Annotated in this window: 14 protein-coding genes; 8 read left to right on the top strand and 6 right to left on the bottom strand. The window is 55.5% G+C overall.

Annotated features, from left to right (window positions below):
* The first annotated feature begins 73 nt into the window (after positions 1–73).
* Together JIN87_RS12995 and JIN87_RS12990 are read left to right on the top strand one after the other, a co-directional pair.
* Entirely contained in the window at positions 74–538 is a 465-nt protein-coding gene (locus tag JIN87_RS12995; protein ID WP_200356003.1) for a (2Fe-2S)-binding protein, read from the top strand.
* Complete coding sequence (locus JIN87_RS12990) at positions 535–2,769, top strand: xanthine dehydrogenase family protein molybdopterin-binding subunit (RefSeq protein WP_200356002.1); 2,235 nt, start codon at positions 535–537, stop codon at positions 2,767–2,769. Before JIN87_RS12995 ends, JIN87_RS12990 begins: the two co-directional genes overlap by 4 nt.
* A 44-nt stretch (positions 2,770–2,813) precedes the next feature.
* Here the strand turns inward: JIN87_RS12990 and JIN87_RS12985 are convergent, their stop codons facing one another.
* Both JIN87_RS12985 and JIN87_RS12980 read right to left on the bottom strand, forming a co-directional pair.
* Positions 2,814–3,965, bottom strand: coding sequence for a mandelate racemase/muconate lactonizing enzyme family protein (locus tag JIN87_RS12985; protein WP_200356001.1), 1,152 nt, complete (start codon positions 3,963–3,965; stop codon positions 2,814–2,816).
* A 114-nt stretch (positions 3,966–4,079) separates the two neighbouring features.
* Positions 4,080–5,156, bottom strand: coding sequence for a LacI family DNA-binding transcriptional regulator (locus JIN87_RS12980; protein ID WP_200356000.1), 1,077 nt, complete (start codon positions 5,154–5,156; stop codon positions 4,080–4,082).
* Positions 5,157–5,430: 274 nt separating this feature from the next.
* Here JIN87_RS12980 and JIN87_RS12975 point away from each other — a divergent pair, with 274 nt between their 5' ends.
* Positions 5,431–6,201 carry an outer membrane beta-barrel protein gene (locus JIN87_RS12975; protein WP_200355999.1) on the top strand — a complete coding sequence of 257 codons (771 nt, stop codon included), beginning with the start codon at positions 5,431–5,433 and terminating at the stop codon, positions 6,199–6,201.
* A 125-nt stretch (positions 6,202–6,326) separates the two neighbouring features.
* Here the strand turns inward: JIN87_RS12975 and JIN87_RS12970 are convergent, their stop codons facing one another.
* Positions 6,327–7,040, bottom strand: coding sequence for an energy transducer TonB (locus JIN87_RS12970; RefSeq protein ID WP_200355998.1), 714 nt, complete (start codon positions 7,038–7,040; stop codon positions 6,327–6,329).
* 112 nt (positions 7,041–7,152) lie between these two features.
* Here JIN87_RS12970 and JIN87_RS12965 point away from each other — a divergent pair, with 112 nt between their 5' ends.
* On the top strand, positions 7,153–7,425 hold the full coding sequence (locus tag JIN87_RS12965) for a Smr/MutS family protein (RefSeq protein ID WP_200355997.1): 273 nt from the start codon (positions 7,153–7,155) through the stop codon (positions 7,423–7,425).
* 8 nt (positions 7,426–7,433) lie between these two features.
* Here JIN87_RS12965 and JIN87_RS12960 read toward each other — a convergent pair whose 3' ends face one another.
* The gene (locus JIN87_RS12960; protein WP_200355996.1) at positions 7,434–8,042 is read right to left on the bottom strand and encodes a response regulator; all 609 of its coding nucleotides are present in this window, start codon (positions 8,040–8,042) and stop codon (positions 7,434–7,436) included.
* Positions 8,043–8,235: 193 nt separating this feature from the next.
* Between JIN87_RS12960 and JIN87_RS12955 the strand changes: the two genes are divergently transcribed.
* From JIN87_RS12955 to JIN87_RS12940, 4 genes are all read left to right on the top strand, one after another.
* Positions 8,236–8,910 carry a metal-dependent transcriptional regulator gene (locus JIN87_RS12955; protein ID WP_200355995.1) on the top strand — a complete coding sequence of 225 codons (675 nt, stop codon included), beginning with the start codon at positions 8,236–8,238 and terminating at the stop codon, positions 8,908–8,910.
* Positions 8,907–10,268, top strand: coding sequence for a DNA recombination protein RmuC (locus tag JIN87_RS12950; RefSeq protein ID WP_200355994.1), 1,362 nt, complete (start codon positions 8,907–8,909; stop codon positions 10,266–10,268). Before JIN87_RS12955 ends, JIN87_RS12950 begins: the two co-directional genes overlap by 4 nt.
* 75 nt (positions 10,269–10,343) lie before the next feature.
* Complete coding sequence (gene map / locus JIN87_RS12945; RefSeq protein ID WP_200355993.1) at positions 10,344–11,129, top strand: type I methionyl aminopeptidase; 786 nt, start codon at positions 10,344–10,346, stop codon at positions 11,127–11,129.
* 156 nt (positions 11,130–11,285) lie between these two features.
* On the top strand, positions 11,286–13,640 hold the full coding sequence (locus tag JIN87_RS12940; RefSeq protein WP_200355992.1) for an ABC transporter permease: 2,355 nt from the start codon (positions 11,286–11,288) through the stop codon (positions 13,638–13,640).
* 177 nt (positions 13,641–13,817) lie between these two features.
* Here JIN87_RS12940 and JIN87_RS12935 read toward each other — a convergent pair whose 3' ends face one another.
* On the bottom strand, positions 13,818–14,681 hold the full coding sequence (locus JIN87_RS12935; protein ID WP_200355991.1) for an MYG1 family protein: 864 nt from the start codon (positions 14,679–14,681) through the stop codon (positions 13,818–13,820).
* Positions 14,682–14,725: 44 nt separating this feature from the next.
* A complete protein-coding gene (locus tag JIN87_RS12930) occupies positions 14,726–15,574 on the bottom strand; it encodes a hypothetical protein (RefSeq protein WP_200355990.1) in 849 nt (282 codons plus the stop codon).
* Positions 15,575–15,707 lie beyond the last annotated feature (133 nt).

Genomic DNA, 15,707 nt, shown 5'->3' with positions numbered 1-15,707 from the left:
GGGATTAGTTTTGTCGCACTTGGCTATCCCCATTGTCCGTTTTACGGGCGACCTAATCCAACCCCGACAGAATATGATAGAGTTTAAACTCAACGGGAAGACCACTCGCTTTGAGGGTCCGACCGATACCCCTCTGCTCTGGATCCTACGTGATGATCTGGAGATGACTGGAACTAAATTTGGCTGTGGAGCGGCTCAATGCGGCGCTTGCACGGTCCACGTCAATGGGGTGGCGGTTCGTTCCTGCCAAACGCCGGCTGCCTCGCTTGCAGGGCAGGAAGTGACGACAATCGAAGGCCTCAGCGAGGCGGGCGACCATCCGGTACAACTGGCTTGGGTGAAGCTCAATGTTCCCCAGTGCGGTTACTGCCAACCAGGGCAGATCATGCAGGCGGCCTCGTTGCTCGCCCGCAACGGGAAGCCGAGCGATGCCGATATCGATTTGGAAATGTCGGGTAACATTTGTCGCTGCGGTACCTACCCGCGCATTCGCCAGGCGATCCACCTCGCCGCCGAAATGAAAGGAGGCGCGAAATGATCGCCAAGCAATCACGTCGGAGTTTCGTAGAGAACCTTGGAAAAGGTGGAGCGTTCTTGTTGGGACTGGCTTACTTGCCGAAGTCGATGGCAGTCGCTTCTTCGGAGGCTGCCTCCTTTGCCCCAAATCTGTTTGTCGCAATTGATGGTGAGGGTACTGTGACTGTAGTTTGCCACCGATCCGAAATGGGGCAGCAGATCCGTACCAGCGTTGCCCAAGTGATCGCCGACGAGCTGGAAGCTGACTGGGATCGTGTGAAAATCGAGCAAGCTACTGGCGACGCCAAATACGGTGACCAAAACACCGACGGTTCACGCAGTATGCGTCATAATCTCGAACGCCTTCGCCAGGCGGGAGCTACGGCTCGTACGATGCTGGAGCAGGCTGCTGCCCAGAAGTGGGGTGTGGATGCGAGTCAGTGCAAAGCTGAAGGTCACCAGATCGTGAATACGGCGAATGGGAAAACTTTGGGTTATGGTGAGTTGATCGCTGCTGCTGCGAAACTCGAAGTGCCTGCCGAGGATTCGCTCACGCTGAAGCCACGCAAGAAGTGGCGTTATATCGGCAAGGTGGTGCGTAGTCTCGATAACCATGGAGCGGTGACCGGGCAAAACGTGTTTGGCCAAGACAAGCGTGTGCCGGGGATGAAGTTTGCTGTGGTGGCTCGCCCGCCAGTTGTATTTGGCAAGGTGAAAAGCTATGACGCCAAAGCGGCCCTAGCGGTACCGGGCGTTGAGCGAGTGGTGGAGATGAAGGATCCCGGGCAAAAGCCGCCGGGCTTTAAGCCGCTTGGTGGAATCGCGGTCGTCGCCAAAAACACCTGGGCGGCTATGAAGGGACGCGACCTGCTCGAAATTGAGTGGGAAGATGGGGACAATAGCGGGTTTGCTTCGAAGGATTATCGCCAGACGCTTGAGAGCTCGGTGAGCGCTCCGGGCAAAGTCGTGCGGGAGGAGGGAGATGTTGATGCTGCGCTGTCATCTGGAGATAAGAAGCTAGTAGCCGACTATTACGTGCCTCTGATGTCCCACGTGCAGATGGAGCCGCCCGCTGCGGTTGCTATACCAGGCGAAGATTCGATGGAGATTTATGCCTGTGTTCAAGCGCCTCAAGGCGCCCGCAAGGAAGTCGCCGGAGCTGTCGGTCTCGAACTCGAACAGGTCACTGTGAACGTTACTTTTCTCGGTGGCGGTTTCGGTCGCAAGAGCAAACCGGATTTCGTGGTCGAGGCAGCGTTGATCGCCAAAGAGATTGGTGCTCCAATAAAGGTCGTTTGGACGCGCGAGGACGATGTCAGGCATGGCTATTACCACTTTGCCTGCGCCCAGCATTTCGAGGCCACGCTCGATGGCGATGGCAAGACCGATGGTTGGTTGCATAGGACCGCGTTTCCGCCAATCGCCTCGACCTTTGCTCCCGGAGCGAACGAACCCTTTAGTTTCGAGCTCGACCTTGGGTTTACCGAAAACCCTTTCCAGGTTCCGAATCTGCGGTTGGAAAGCTGCAAGGCAGATGCCCATGTTCGGATCGGTTGGATGCGTTCGGTGGGTAACATCAATCATGCCTTCGCGATCCAATGTTTTGCGGCAGAGTTAGCGGAAGCGGCAGGCCGGGACCCGAAGGATTACCTTCTCGAACTGATCGGTGAGCCGCGGAAGATAGACCTGACGCACACGCCGATTCCTTATGGTAACTATGGTGATCCGATCGAAAAGTATCCGGTGGATACAGCTCGGTTGATTGCGGTGGTTAAGAAGGCGGCTGAAATGGCGGATTGGGGTCGAACATTACCGAAAGGCCGTGGATTGGGGATAGCCTGTCACCGAAGTTTTTTAACCTATGTCGCTACAGCGGTGGAGGTTGAGGTAAGCAACGATGGCGAAGTACGCATTCCGAAAGCTTGGGTTGCTGCCGATGCGGGAACAGTTGTGAATCTCGACGCCGTGAAAGCGCAGTGCGAAGGCGGAACGATCTTCGGATTCAGCTGTGTTTTGGAAGAGATCACCGCGACAGCGGGACGAATTGATCAAAGCAATTATCACGATGTGCGTGTGACGCGTATGAATGAGTCGCCGACCCAAATCGACGTTGCGGTAATCGAGAGCGATGCTCCGCCAGCTGGAGTGGGTGAACCTGCGACTCCGCCAGCTGCTCCTGCGCTTTGCAACGCGATCTACGCAGCGACCGGTAAGCGAATTCGTTCGCTCCCTCTGGGAAATCAATTGGCGTAGATCGTAAGTGAGGACGCCCGCGAGTGGGCGTCCTGCCTCGCTACTCACCAGTTTGTGTACGAGCCGTCGGGGCGTTTGAAGATAGGGAAGGCGTGAGGATCGCGTTCGGTGACCTCTAGCGTTTTCGTGAGCTTTTCTTTCACGAGAGTGACTCCGATACCCGGATGGTCGTTGGGATAGAGTTTGCCCTCTTTGAAAATTATGTAGTCAGAATTTAGATACGGTTTCTCTGCTGGGCCGGTTCCTACGATCTCTTGGATAACTCGGCCTGGGAAGCTTATACCGCAGTGGACAAGGGCAGCGGTCGATATCGGTCCCGTGAAATGGGGAACGAAGGTGATGAACTGAGTCTCGAGTTCGGAGAGGATTTTGCGAAGCTCGGTGATGCCGCCCACGTTTGGGAGAGTGATGCGGGCGAAGTCGATGAGCTTCTCTTTGATCAGATCTTGGCATTCCCAGCGGTGGCTCAGTTGTTCGCCTGCTGCGAGTGGGGCGGATGTCTGTTGGCGGATGCTTCGGTACTGCGAAAGGTGTTCGGAGCGAACGAGGTCCTCGCAGAACAACGGTTTGAGCGGTTCCAGTCTCTTGGCGAGTTCGATTGCGTGGATGGGATCGAATCGTGTGTGGAAGTCGATAGCCCAGAATCCGTCGTCACCGAGTTCGTTAGCGATAGCTTCACATTGTCGGTAAATTGCGGATACAGCTTTCTTGTCGTCGAAGGTTTGAGAAGAATTATCTACGAGTCCGGTGGTTCGGTAAGCGGCGTATCCAAAGTCCATGCACTTGCGGGCAGCTTCGGCGAGATTGGGATTCTCTGGGTCGAAGGCGGTTGCGTAGCATTCGATGTGGTCTCGGTAGCGTCCGCCGAGGAGTTGATACACGGGGACGTCGAGGAGTTTGCCTTTGATGTCCCAGAGCGCCATATCGAGGCCACCGAGAGCATGGGTGAGTTCGCGGCCAGCGGGATAGAAGTCGGCGCGAAACAGGGTTTGCCAAAGGTGCTCGATGCGAAGCGGGTCTTCGCCGATGAGGAAGCGGGCGAGTTGGCTGACGAGATCGGGCGAACCTCCTTCGCCGATTCCGCTTATGCCGGCGTCGGTTTCGATCTCGATAATGCCGTGGCTTTGCGAGATGACGCGGCGCTGGTACCCAGGCGCTGGATAGTAGGAGACTTTAGTGATCTTGGGACTGAGCATGCTGCCTGCGTAATGTCCCGGGTCATGCTGGAAGGCAGCCGCTTTTTTCAGTTAGTCGTAACGAGTTTAGGTGGCTTTCGCGGATTGGCGCGAGTGCCCACACTAGCTGCCAAGTCAGGCGGTATCGCTGAGTGTTGCTTCAAGCTTGGAAGTCGGGAGAGAGGGGCCGTCGATCCAGGTTCCCTCCACTTTGGTGACGGTAGGGTAGTTGGGGAGGCCGACTTGGTTGCGCTGGAGCTGGCCAGCGAGGATTTCGACTGAAAGTTCTCCGACGCGTTCGCAGTTGTTATAGACGCCCGCGTGGTCGTTGTCCTTCGACTCGGGGCAGACATCGATATAGGCGAAATCTTCCGGAGTTTGAATCTGTAGGAGTTTGAAAGCGTGCTGGACGAATTCGTTGTAGCTGATGATGACATCAGGTTTGTGTTCATTTCGCCAGGTTTCGAATTCGGTGACTGGCATGCCAATCTCGGCGTCTGGCTCGGTATCGAAGATTTTGATTGGAATCCGATCTTCCTCGGGAACGAGGAGTTGGCTGGCAAGGAATCCTGCTGACCAAGCGTAGTTGACGTAGGTGTCCCACCAACGCGGTATGACGAAACCGATGCGCTTGTATCCAGCGTCTAGCGCTTTGCGGAATGCAAGCTGGATGATGGCGCGCTGGTCGTTGGAGATGGTATGGACGTGTAGACTGGTGGGGAAGAAGTCGATCTTTACGGAGCTAAACTGATCCCACTGGATGCGTGGCTCGCGGTCTACCCCGATCTGGTGGGAGGCAATGATGAGTCCGCGAATGCCGCGGGCCTGAAGGATGTCGTTGATCCTCTCGTGCGATAGGCCTGGTTCGCCCAACCAGAAGTGGTCGATCTTGTAGCCGAGCTGCTTTGCTCGTGACAGGGCGCCTTCGTAGAAATTGCGATGCGGGGTGCTGTTCTTCCAGCCGAACTCGTTGTGCCAGTTCGTCAGGTAGGCGAGCGGTGCGGCTTGCTGCTTGGGCGAGGTATTGCGTCGGTAGGCGACCAGAGCTCCCAAGGCAGGGTCGGGGCGGTAGCCCATCTCTTCGGCGAGGGCCTTGATTTTTTCGGTGGTGGAGGCTGGCAGGCGCGGGTGGTTGCGCAAGGCCATGGAGATGGTGGTGGGGTGATAGCCAGCTTTCTTGGCTATGTCCGCGAGGGTGATGCGTTTGTCCATAAGCGTTCTTGGGGTAGGATTGAAACGCTATGGTCTAACGTTAGATTCGCAAGTTGAGTCTATTGTTAGAGCGTTGCCATGGGGGAGCGTGAGGGACGCGATAATTTGGTTCAAGAGCTGTTCAAAGGTGTCTCAGGGGGCGTGTTTTACAAAAATCGAAGTTTGGGGCGCATTCGCTCGGTTTTAGGCGGCGTACTCGGGGTTAGTTCAGCGAGCTGTTAGATGGTTCGTTGATGATGCAAAAACTGAACAAACCTTAACTACGCTATTCAAAATGAATTCAATTAAGACCGTTGCTTTGACACTTACCGCTGCTGCTCTCGCGGCGTCCTCCGCGCAAGCTGAGAAATGGACCTTCGCTATCAAGGGATCTTACGTCGAACCAGTAGGGGGAGACGTGCATCGTGGAGCGAGCTTTGACGGCTCGGTTCTATTGGATCTCGATCCGGGCAGCCTTCCGGTGGAAGTGGACGCTAAGAGCTTCAACGATGTCTACGGGGATTTCTGGGAACTTGGACTTGAGGCGACCTACCATGCGAGTTCGACAACCTCTTGGTTTGTTGGGCTGAGCACGATGCAGGCGGACGACGGCATGCTGCAGGTGGGCACGGTGGCGGACAGCTTGCCGCTCAACGGGCATTTCAGCGACTACGAAGACTTGGGGCTGTACGGAGGGATCCGTTACCACTTCGTCAACGAGGGGAACTGGCAGCCGTTTGTTTCGGCCCAGGTTGGATTTAAGGATATCGACTCGATCAGAGCGTCGTTTTCGGTGCCGGACGTAACCTTCGTGCCGCCTTACCAGGACGCGTTGACGGATGCCCCGTTCTACGATGGCGGGACGGTTTTCAGCTACGGCGTGGGTGTCGGGCTGGCCTACCAGATGACGGAGTCGTCTACGCTGAGCTTCGAGACTGGCTACTACGGGCAGGAGTCGATGGACGACGATGACAGCGTGTTAGACGTACTCGGTCTGGGGGCCTTGAACGACGAGGGAGATCTCGAGTACATGCCGATTACGATGCGTTTCAATTTCGCCTTTTAGGCCACAGGCTCTCGTTCCAGCACTTGCCGTTGTCTCGATGTTTCGGGGCAGCGGCTTTTCTTTGTTGAGGGTACTGGGGCAACGACGGAGCAAGCGTTGCCCTCCTGTGCGGAAGGGGTAAGCTCCTAGGGGGAGAACTGCAGGGGCATCATCATGGAAACGTAGGATGGCTGTCCCTCGAAGCGCACTGGCTTGTATCTGATGTGGCTGATGGCCCGCATGGCGGCTTCTTCGAATCCGGGAGTGGAGATGGAGACGATGCGGGGGTTGATGACGTTGCCTTCCGGGTTGATGATGAACTCGAGGCTGACGGCGGAGGTCTTGCCGGTGTTTTCCAGTTCTTCCGGGTAGAACTCGTCGAAGAGGGGGATGTGTCGAGCTTCCGGAGCTTTGTCTAGCTCGAAGGAGGGGATCACGGGCACGTCGAGTTCCTGAAAAACCTCGCGGCCCATTTCGACGTTTAGCTTGTGCTCGAATGCGATCTCGAAATTGAAGGGGATCTTGACGCTGATGGGGATGGGCACGCCGTTTTTTGTGGCGGGCTCGAAGATCCACTCTGAGGCGGCGATCATGGCGGATAGTCCGAACTCTTCGTGCGAGGCGCGGTCGACGATCGGCTCGATGACGGTGCCGGTCCTGTCGATCGAGGCGATGATTATGGCTTCGCCTTCCACACCGCGGGAATAGAGCTCGTCGGGGTGGCTGGGGTCGACCTTGTAAATCGCGGTCGGCGGAATGATCTCGTTTTCAGACGTCTCTTCGGCGTGCAAGAAGGGAGCGGCGATAGCGAGGATGCTGCTGCTTGCGAATTGTAGTTGCCTGCGAGTGAGATGGATCATCTTGGTCGTGGGTTAACGCGTCTAAGTCGTTGCGTGTACCCTGTTAATATTCGACTTGGAAGCTAGCGGTTTTAGTCGATTTGGCCGCCTAAAGGCGTTGTTTTACCAATTAATGGAAGATGAACCGGTAGAGTTTCCGATTTCGGACGAGTTAGACCTGCACACGTTCCGCCCGAAGGAGGTAAAGGAGCTGTTGCCCGACTACTTTGAATTGTGTCGTGAGAAGGGCATTTACCGAGTGCGGGTGATCCACGGAAAGGGGACGGGCGCTTTGCGCGAACTGGTGCACGGGCAGCTACGCAAAAGCGAACTGGTGGAGCAGTTCGAGTTGGGGGATCAAACGAGTGGCGGCTGGGGAGCGACCATCGTCTGGCTGAAGAAGTAGTTGAGTCCTTACTCTGTGGCCGCGGCCTTGTCCTTGAGGGACTGCTTGTAGGCAGCCATCTGCGGTCGCACGTGTGTATCCATGCAGCTTGGGCAAATGGAGTGAGTGAAGTCGGCTCCTGTACGCTCGTTGACGTACTGCTCGATTTGCTCCCAGAGGTCGCCGTCGTTGCGGACCTTTTTGCAGTAGCAACAGATGGGGATCAAGCTCTCGAGGCGTTGGACCTGCTTGTTGAAATTGAGGATACGCTCGGCTACGCGAAGGCGGTTCCAGATCTCGTCGGATCCGATCGGCTTCTTGAGGAAGTCGTCTACGCCGGCATCGATGGCTCGTTCGAGATTGGGGCGTGAGCGTTTTTGGGCGGTGACGAGCACGAAGTAGGTGTAGCTGTCCTTCATGCTCTCGCGCAGTTTGCGGCACAGCTCGAGTCCATCCATCTCCGGCAGCATCCAGTCGCTGATCACGATTTGCGGGCGCTCGATCTCGAAGGCGTCCCATGCCTGCTGTCCGTCCTCGTAGGAGCGAACGTCGTAGCCCAGCATGCTGGTTACGTTTTCGAGGAGGCGGCGGGTGGTTTTGTCGTCTTCGACAATGTGGACTTTGAATTGGCTGCTCATTACTACGCTAAGTCCTGTTCATCGGCAAAGCCTGCTATGAGTGAATCGCTCTACGAGTATAAGTGCTTCACTCGGTCTGGATTAACATGTGTTTTACGAATTTGAATTCTCAAAGTCCGTGGAGACAAAAGGCTTTCAATCCCCAGCCTGTTCGGTCACCCATTGGATAAAATCAGCTCGAAACACGAGGCACATGGCAACCAGCACGGTAGAGAACTACATCAAGAAAATCTATACGCTCCAGTTTGAGCAAGGCGGGGGAGAAGAGGCGAATGTATCGATGGGGGATTTGGCCACCTCGTTGGATGTAACGCCAGGTACCGCGACGACGATGGTGAAGTCCCTCGCGAAGACAGGTCTGGTCAGTTACACGCCTCGCGTCGGAGTCCAGCTGACGGCTCAAGGGAAGGAGCTCGCCTTGCTGGTGCTGCGCCGTCACCGCATGGTGGAGCTATTTTTGGTTAAGGTGCTCGGGATGGATTGGCATGAGATCCATGATGAGGCGGAGGCTCTGGAACACGTGATTTCCGATCGAGTGCTGGAGCGGATCGATATTTTGCTCGGGCGCCCCGAGCTGGATCCGCATGGCGATCCGATTCCTGACGCGTCGGGAGCGATCGCGGAACGTGACCTTGTATTGTTGGTGGATTGCTCGATCGGGCAAAAGGTGCGGATCGGGCGGATCGAAAACCAAGAGGACACCTTCCTTAAGTATCTTGAGAGTAATGGCCTTACCCCAGGACAGGATTTGACTGTGGTCAGCGCGGATGCTCAAGCGGGTGTTATTTCGCTTGAGTTTGGCAGTGGCGAAAATCGTCAGCTCGGTTTCGAAGCTGCTCGTAAGATTAGCGTGGAGGTTGCTGAGTGAACGAGTGGGCGTGGTTAGTTGCGTTGGTCGCGGGATTCGCCGCGGCTTGGTTTATCCAGGCGTTTCGTTTGCGGACTCCGAAGGGCTTGCCAGAAGAGGAACGAGCGGAGCTCGAAGAAAAGCTCGCCGAGGCGGCTCAAGAAAATGTGAAGCTCGAAGAGCGTTGTCGCTCAAATGACGAAGCCTTGAGTTCTAGCAAAAGCGAGCTTGCTGAGTTGCGTGAAGAGAACACCGGTCTTAATCGCAAACTTGCCGGATCCGAGGAGCGTATCCACTCGATGGAGACTCGAATTGAGGATCAGAAGAAGGAGATGGCGGAGCTGCAGAAGAAGTTGACCGCTGAATTTGAATCGTTGGCGACTCGTGTTCTGGATAGGAACTCCGAGAAGTTTACGGTTCGGAACAAGGAGAGCTTGGATAAATTGCTTTCACCGTTGGCGGAAAAGATCACGGATTTCCGTGCTCGAGTGGACCGTACGCACGATCAGAGCGTGAAAGATCGTGCGGAGTTGGTGGCTCAGCTGAAGACGCTTGGTGAACTCAATCAAAAGATGAGCACCGAAGCCCAGAATCTGACGACGGCTCTGAAAGGGCAGACCAAGACTCAGGGCAATTGGGGCGAGCTCGTTCTCGAAACTGTATTGGAAAAATCAGGACTGGAGGAAGGGCGTGAGTACCGGACTCAAGCGAGTTTTACTTCAGAAGATGGTAAGCGTCAGCAGCCGGACGTGTTGATCAACCTTCCCGAAGGGAAGCATTTGGTGATCGATGCGAAGGTAAGTTTGGTGGCTTATGAGCGTTGTGTGAATGAGGAGGATGAATCGCGACGCGAAACCGCTCTCAAGGAGCATATCCAGAGCGTGAAGAACCATGTGGCTGAGCTGAGCAAGAAACGTTACGATGCTCTTTATGAAATCCAGTCGCCTGATTTCACGCTAATGTTTGTCCCTGTTGAGCCCGCCTTTGTGATGGCGATCCAGGCGGATGATACTATTTTCGATTACGCGTTTCGTCAGAATGTGGTGATTGTCACTCCGTCAACTCTCTTAGCGACCTTGCGAACTGTCGCCAATATTTGGAGACAGGAGAAGCAAACACGGAATGCGATCGATATTGCTCAACGCAGCGGTGCTCTCTATGACAAGTTCGTTGGGTTCTTCGAGGACATGAAGAAGATCGGCGACCAGATCAACCGGAGTCAGGCGGCCTACGATTCGGCGATGAACAAGCTCACGACGGGGCGTGGCAATCTGGTGAATCAAGTGCAGAGTTTGAAGGATCTCGGGGCCAAGGCGAAGAAGGCTTTGCCAGCGGAGACGGTGGAACAAGCGAGCGAGGAGCTTAAACTGGAAAGTTAGAGATCAAGCCCTGGTCTTAGGTTTTGCGCTTGAAACCGATTATCTATTGGAGAACAACGGACTAAATCGAAGCCCATGATCGTACGAAACGAAGAGCAATACACCGCAATCAAAGAAGCAGCACAGGCCGCAGCCACTGTGTTGGACCGCATGTGTGCCTTGGTCGTGCCGGGCATGAACACGTACGATCTCGACCAGGCCGGTCGCCGATTTATGGAAGAGATCGGGTGCGAGAGCGCTTGCTACAAGTACCAAGTCGGTTCGCGCGTATTTCCCTCTTGGACATGCCTTTCCGTGAATGACGAGGTGGTCCACGGCATTGGAACCCTCGAGCGAGTGCTTCAGGAAGGTGACATCATCAGCGTGGATGTTTGCACCCGCTACAATGGCTATATCGGCGACAACTGCCGTACGATTCCGGTGGGTCGTGTCGATTCTCAGTTGCAGCGTTTGCTCGATGTGACCGAAGAGTCGATGTACGATGGCATCAGGAATGCGGTAGCGGGTAACAAGGTCGGTAAGATTTCCAGCGCGGTGCAAAAGAAGGTAGAGCGAGCTGGTTTTGGTGTGATCCGCGACTTCGTGGGGCACGGTGTGGGCAAGAGCCTTCACGAAGAGCCGCAGATTCCGAATTTCGGTCGCCCGGGCGACTATCAACGCCTGAAGAAGGGCATGGTTCTCTGCATCGAGCCCATGGTGAACATGGGAAGCTACAAGATCGCGATGGGCGACGATGGTTGGACGGCGCTTAGCGCGGATGGCAGCCCAAGCGCTCACTTCGAGCACACGGTTCTGGTGGGCGTGGATGGCCCCGAGATCTTGACCGTTCCGGAAGGAAAGACTGCTCCAGCTCTCGTTTAGATTTTAGTAGAGGCCCGTTCGGAAAGAGCGGGCTTTTTAGTATGCTGAGCTCTTGTAGTTCTATTACTAGTACGGAAGAGTTACATCCGTGGAGAGCTTCGCTTGATTGGGGCCGCACTTTCTTTTAGTTGCTAAGGTCCCCGACTGAGCAACTAGATGAAAAACCGTTTTCTGTATCGCACGATTATCTTTCTGCTGATCGTTTCCACGCTCACTTGCAATTTGGTGATGGTCGCCTTTTTGCATCGATTCTTCTATGGCGATTTGAAGGTGGAGGAACCGGCGACTTTGCACCGGGTGGCGAGCTCGCTGGGAACTTGGGGTAACCTGGCATATGCGGATTACAGGGATGTGGTTGAGTCTACCGATGCTTACGATTCGCTGAGCGCGAATATGATCGAGCGGGGAATCGCGGCCTATTCCAACAATCAGCCTTTATGGACGGATGTGAGCTGGACGAGCGGAAGCTTTACCGAGGTGATTGGTCGCGTCGACCTTAGGGCGGGACGTTTCTTGCGGTTGGAGGATGATGATGCGGGGGCGAACAAAGTGGCGGTAGTGAACGCGACTTTGTGGGAATCGCTTGGCAAAGGTTCGGGATTTCAGAGCGGTGTGCAGCTATTCATCAAGGGGCAGGCCTTTGAGATTGTGGGCGTCGTGGAAAACGCTTTTCCCCATCTTGATTCGATGGAGGAGGTGGAGATTTGGGCGCCGCTAAAACAGAATCCCATGGCCTGGCAATACGAGGTGGAGGATTATCAGGAGTATCAGATTTTGGCTCGGCTCAACCCGGACCGCAGAGCGGTGGCGGAGCTGCAACTTGACGCGGCACTTTCGGATATCGAACAACGTTTGGGCTTTTCGTATACGGCGGATGTGCTGAGCGAAACCGAATTTCGCATCAAGCTTCGCCCGAACATGTATCGCTTGTTTGTGGCCTTGTTCGTGGTGACTGGATTTCTGTTCGTTTTAGGAACGGTTAATCAGGTTTTGATGCTGGTAACTCGAAGCGTCGCGATTTCTGCTGACTTGAAAGTGATGGCAGCGCTTGGAGCTCGTCCGAAGCATGTGCTGGTGCGGTTTTTGAAGGGCTTCGCGGCCACTGTAGCGATCGCCTTGGTTGGTGTTGCAGGATGTTCGATCGCGATCGTTCAACTCTATAATGGGATGTGGGGGGCGAGCTATGGAGCGATTTCCTTGGAGCGGTTGGTTGACCCGGTCCCACTCGCGTTACTAGGTGGAATGGTTGCGTTTCTCGTTTTGTTGCACACGGGATTCCCATTTCTGATGTATTGGTTTCGTGGTGACAATCTATTGTCTCGAGACCGAGCGGCTGGTTCGCGCTTTTCGATGAAGAATTGGCTGTCCCTGTCGGGGGTGGTTTTTCAAGTCGCTTTGGTAACGATCTGTATTCTGGGATGTGGAGCGTTCCTGAAGTCGATGAGCAGGCAAGGGAGCGTGGTGTCCGGGCCGAACGAGGATCGCTTGCTGCACGTGGATATCGCTTTGAGCGGAGTGCAAGCGGCGAACTACTTTGATGTGCAGCGGCGCTTAGGGCAGATCGAGGGAGGGCTTAGAGAACTCGGAGGAATCGAGTCTGTGTCGGCCTCTTCGGTGTTGCCTTTGAAATCTGGTGGCTGGACGCGAGCGCTCGTTGAGGGACGACCGCTTGAGAGTGAACCTGATTGGATCTCGTTTTGTTCAGTGGTTCCGGGATACTTTGAGACTCTTGGGCTTGAAGTTCTGGAAGGGCGGGACTTTGTGCCAGATGACGCCACTCGATATCCACCGCTTAACTACATCATAAATCGGGCTTATGCGGAACGAGAGTTCCCGGGAGAGCAGGCACTCGGGCGACGCGTCGCTCCTTGGGATGGCGTGGGGTATGGCGAGGTGATTGCAATCGTAGAGGATCAGCCGGTTTCGGTGGATGGGCGTGTTGTGCCAAACATCTACATCCCCGCTTATCAGGATAGGCTTCAGTTGCATGTCTTGCTGGAGGATAGATCCCTGTTGGCGGGGCATGCCGAACTTATTGTCGAAAAGATCAAACAGGTAGATCCGGATCTGATCGTGGTGGGAGTCGAGACAATTGACTCGATCTGGGAGGAAGCCCTCGCTTCGCCTAGGCTTGGGTTTATGATTTTGCTGTCGTTGAGCTTAATCGGTCTCGTTTTGTCCTTGTGCGGGCTTTTTGGATACCAGAGTTATATCGTTGCTTTGAGGGAGCGAGAGTTCGCGATCCGCAATGCTTTGGGATTGGATGCTCGAGGTCTTTTTAGAATGGAGACTTTGCGGGGGTTGAAGATCGCGTTGGTTGGCTTTGGGCTTGGAGTGTTGGGGTTCTTTGCGTGTGAGCGGGTGTTTCGGGCTAAGCTTTTCGATATTCAGCTGCCGGTTGCCACTGCGGCTGTGTTGACGCTCTGTCTGTTGGTGGCGTTTGCGGTGGTCCTGCTGCTGGCCACTGCTCCAACCTTACGTCCGCGATTGGCCATTTTGATGCGGGAGTGAGCTGTTTGGGCAAAGAAAAGGCGGATCACCTACCCCTAAGCGATCCGCCATCATTTTCTTTGTTACCCCAATTGGGTGACGTCGCTAAGCGTCGTCATGCAAAGAAAGACGAGTGAGCGAAGAAAATGTTCAGTATTATTTCGCTTTTTTCCGAATTTCTTTTGAAGCGGCTTTGGGCTAGCTCTTTATGCCCTTGGCAGCGAGCTGCTTAAGTCGATCTTGATCGGTAGCGGTGCTCTTGGCTACGAAGCCACTTTTGTGGGCGAAATGCACGTCTGGCTCGTTTTCGATCTGGGTGAAGTCGATTTCCGGGTGGTCGTTGTAGCGGGAGAGCCCGTATCCGGTGTTGCGGCGATCCGGGTAGATGGTGCCGGCGACTTGCTCGTCGATGCCTTTCTCGCGGAGGTAGTGCCCGATGCCGGCGGAGGGGTCGTCGAGGTTTGTCTCGATTCGAGGGAGGAAGAGGAAGGCGTGTTCTCCGATTTCCCAGAGCTGGCTGTGCTCGGCTACGAAATCGATGCGGGCGCGGGTGGTGGTGAGGTAATCGATCAGGTCTTGGCCGACGAGTCTCATCATCTCCCAAATGGGCTCGCCGGGTTGATGGAGCGAGCCTGCGGCGAACCGGCAGAGCAGGCTTACGTCGATGGGGGAGTTGAGCTTGCCGATAATGTCGCGTTCGACGCCGAGCCATTTGGCGGTGTGGTTGGGGCCGCGGCAATCGAACCATTCGGCGGGTTCGAGCCATTCGCAGAAGGCTTTGGCGTCTTGGTAGAGTCCGAGGTGTTTGAGGACGAGGGAAAGGGCGCAGGTGGGCGGGGTGTCGCGAGGGAACTGGTGATGATCGAAGTTGCCGAGCTCTGGTTCGTGTCGGTCGCCTACGTCGATGACGGCGACTTGGGGGTTGGCGAGATCTTCCTCGGTGGGCTCGCGTCGCTCGATGGCGACGGGATGTAGGGCGAGTAGCAGGCAGCAAGCGAGCAGATCGTCCTTGTGGGCGGAGCCAGGGTGGGTGAGGAGGGTGGTGAAAGTGGTGTCGCTCATAGGTGAGCGACGCACGGTAGGGCGGTGGGCTTTTTTGGCAAGCGCTAGAGAGCGTCTCTTTCTTCGGAGCCTCGTGTCTCGCTTTCGTAGCGCTTGAGCAGCTCGAGTTGCTCTTCCGAGTGGCGGGTGATTTCTTGCAGGCCTTCTCGGATTTTGGCGGGCGGGGTGTCGGCCCAGGATTTGGCGAGGCGCCAAGCGAGGTTGTTGATCAGGCTGAGCGGGGTTTTGAGCTTTTCGACGAGAATGGAGGAAAGTGGGGAAGCGGCGGGGACTTGCGCTTCGAAGGAGCGGCTGGATTCCTCGTTTTGCAGGGATTCCAGTTCGCGGTTGGTGCGTTTGAGATCTCGGCGCAGGGAGAGGATTTCCTTTTCGAGCTTAGCGGCGTTGGTTTGTTCGGCCACTAGCTTGGTGGCGAACTCGTCTTTTTCGATGGCGGCGGCTCTGAGTTTGGTTTGGAGGGAGTCGATTTCTTCGGGCGAGATTTTGGCAAGCTCGTTGATGCGATCGACCTCCGACTCCATGCGGGCAACTTCCTGCTCGAGTTCGGAGGAGCGGAGGGTTTGGGACTCGATGAAGTGCTTCAGGTGGTCCTCCTCGGTGTTCATGCTCTTCTTTTTGAAGGCGATGGAGGAGCTGCCTAGTTTCGTTTGCTTGAAGAGGTCTTGGAATGGGAGGACCAAGTGGCTGCTTAGGTGTCTGAAGAGGAGGATGTTGGCTCCGAGCAGCAGGGCGAGGAGGGGGATCCAGAAGGCGCTGCTTGGCAGGTTGGTGACTTCCGAGATCTTGGTTCGGTAGGGCTCCAGGGGAGGCAGGGCGATCAGGATGATGATCAGAACCTGCAGGGAGAGGCTGAGCCAGAGGTGGCGATTTAGGATAGTCTTCGAATCTTTCACGGTCGGGGAGCAGTCGGTTTTTGCCTAGCTGGAAACTGGCAGGTTTTGCCAGCTAGGGTAAAGGTGAATCGGGGGACCCGGAAGGTTTTAACGAGACTGCGATTCGAGGAGGATTGTTCCTCGAAGACCGTTT

It is taken from the genome of Pelagicoccus mobilis, assembly GCF_016595505.1.
Taxonomy (GTDB): domain Bacteria; phylum Verrucomicrobiota; class Verrucomicrobiia; order Opitutales; family Opitutaceae; genus Pelagicoccus; species Pelagicoccus mobilis.
The sequence above is the reverse complement of the archived record's forward strand: the minus strand, read 5'-3'. Positions and strand labels throughout refer to the sequence as shown.

What these genes read in the sequence shown, in the direction of transcription:
- JIN87_RS12995 (WP_200356003.1), top strand. Translation starts at nt 74, where the DNA reads ATGATAGAGTTTAAACTCAACGGGAAGACCACTCGCTTTGAGGGTCCG.
- JIN87_RS12990 (WP_200356002.1), top strand. Translation starts at nt 535, where the DNA reads ATGATCGCCAAGCAATCACGTCGGAGTTTCGTAGAGAACCTTGGAAAA.
- JIN87_RS12985 (WP_200356001.1), bottom strand. Translation starts at nt 3,965, where the DNA reads ATGCTCAGTCCCAAGATCACTAAAGTCTCCTACTATCCAGCGCCTGGG.
- JIN87_RS12980 (WP_200356000.1), bottom strand. Translation starts at nt 5,156, where the DNA reads ATGGACAAACGCATCACCCTCGCGGACATAGCCAAGAAAGCTGGCTAT.
- JIN87_RS12975 (WP_200355999.1), top strand. Translation starts at nt 5,431, where the DNA reads ATGAATTCAATTAAGACCGTTGCTTTGACACTTACCGCTGCTGCTCTC.
- JIN87_RS12970 (WP_200355998.1), bottom strand. Translation starts at nt 7,040, where the DNA reads ATGATCCATCTCACTCGCAGGCAACTACAATTCGCAAGCAGCAGCATC.
- JIN87_RS12965 (WP_200355997.1), top strand. Translation starts at nt 7,153, where the DNA reads ATGGAAGATGAACCGGTAGAGTTTCCGATTTCGGACGAGTTAGACCTG.
- JIN87_RS12960 (WP_200355996.1), bottom strand. Translation starts at nt 8,042, where the DNA reads ATGAGCAGCCAATTCAAAGTCCACATTGTCGAAGACGACAAAACCACC.
- JIN87_RS12955 (WP_200355995.1), top strand. Translation starts at nt 8,236, where the DNA reads ATGGCAACCAGCACGGTAGAGAACTACATCAAGAAAATCTATACGCTC.
- map (WP_200355993.1), top strand. Translation starts at nt 10,344, where the DNA reads ATGATCGTACGAAACGAAGAGCAATACACCGCAATCAAAGAAGCAGCA.
- JIN87_RS12940 (WP_200355992.1), top strand. Translation starts at nt 11,286, where the DNA reads ATGAAAAACCGTTTTCTGTATCGCACGATTATCTTTCTGCTGATCGTT.
- JIN87_RS12935 (WP_200355991.1), bottom strand. Translation starts at nt 14,681, where the DNA reads ATGAGCGACACCACTTTCACCACCCTCCTCACCCACCCTGGCTCCGCC.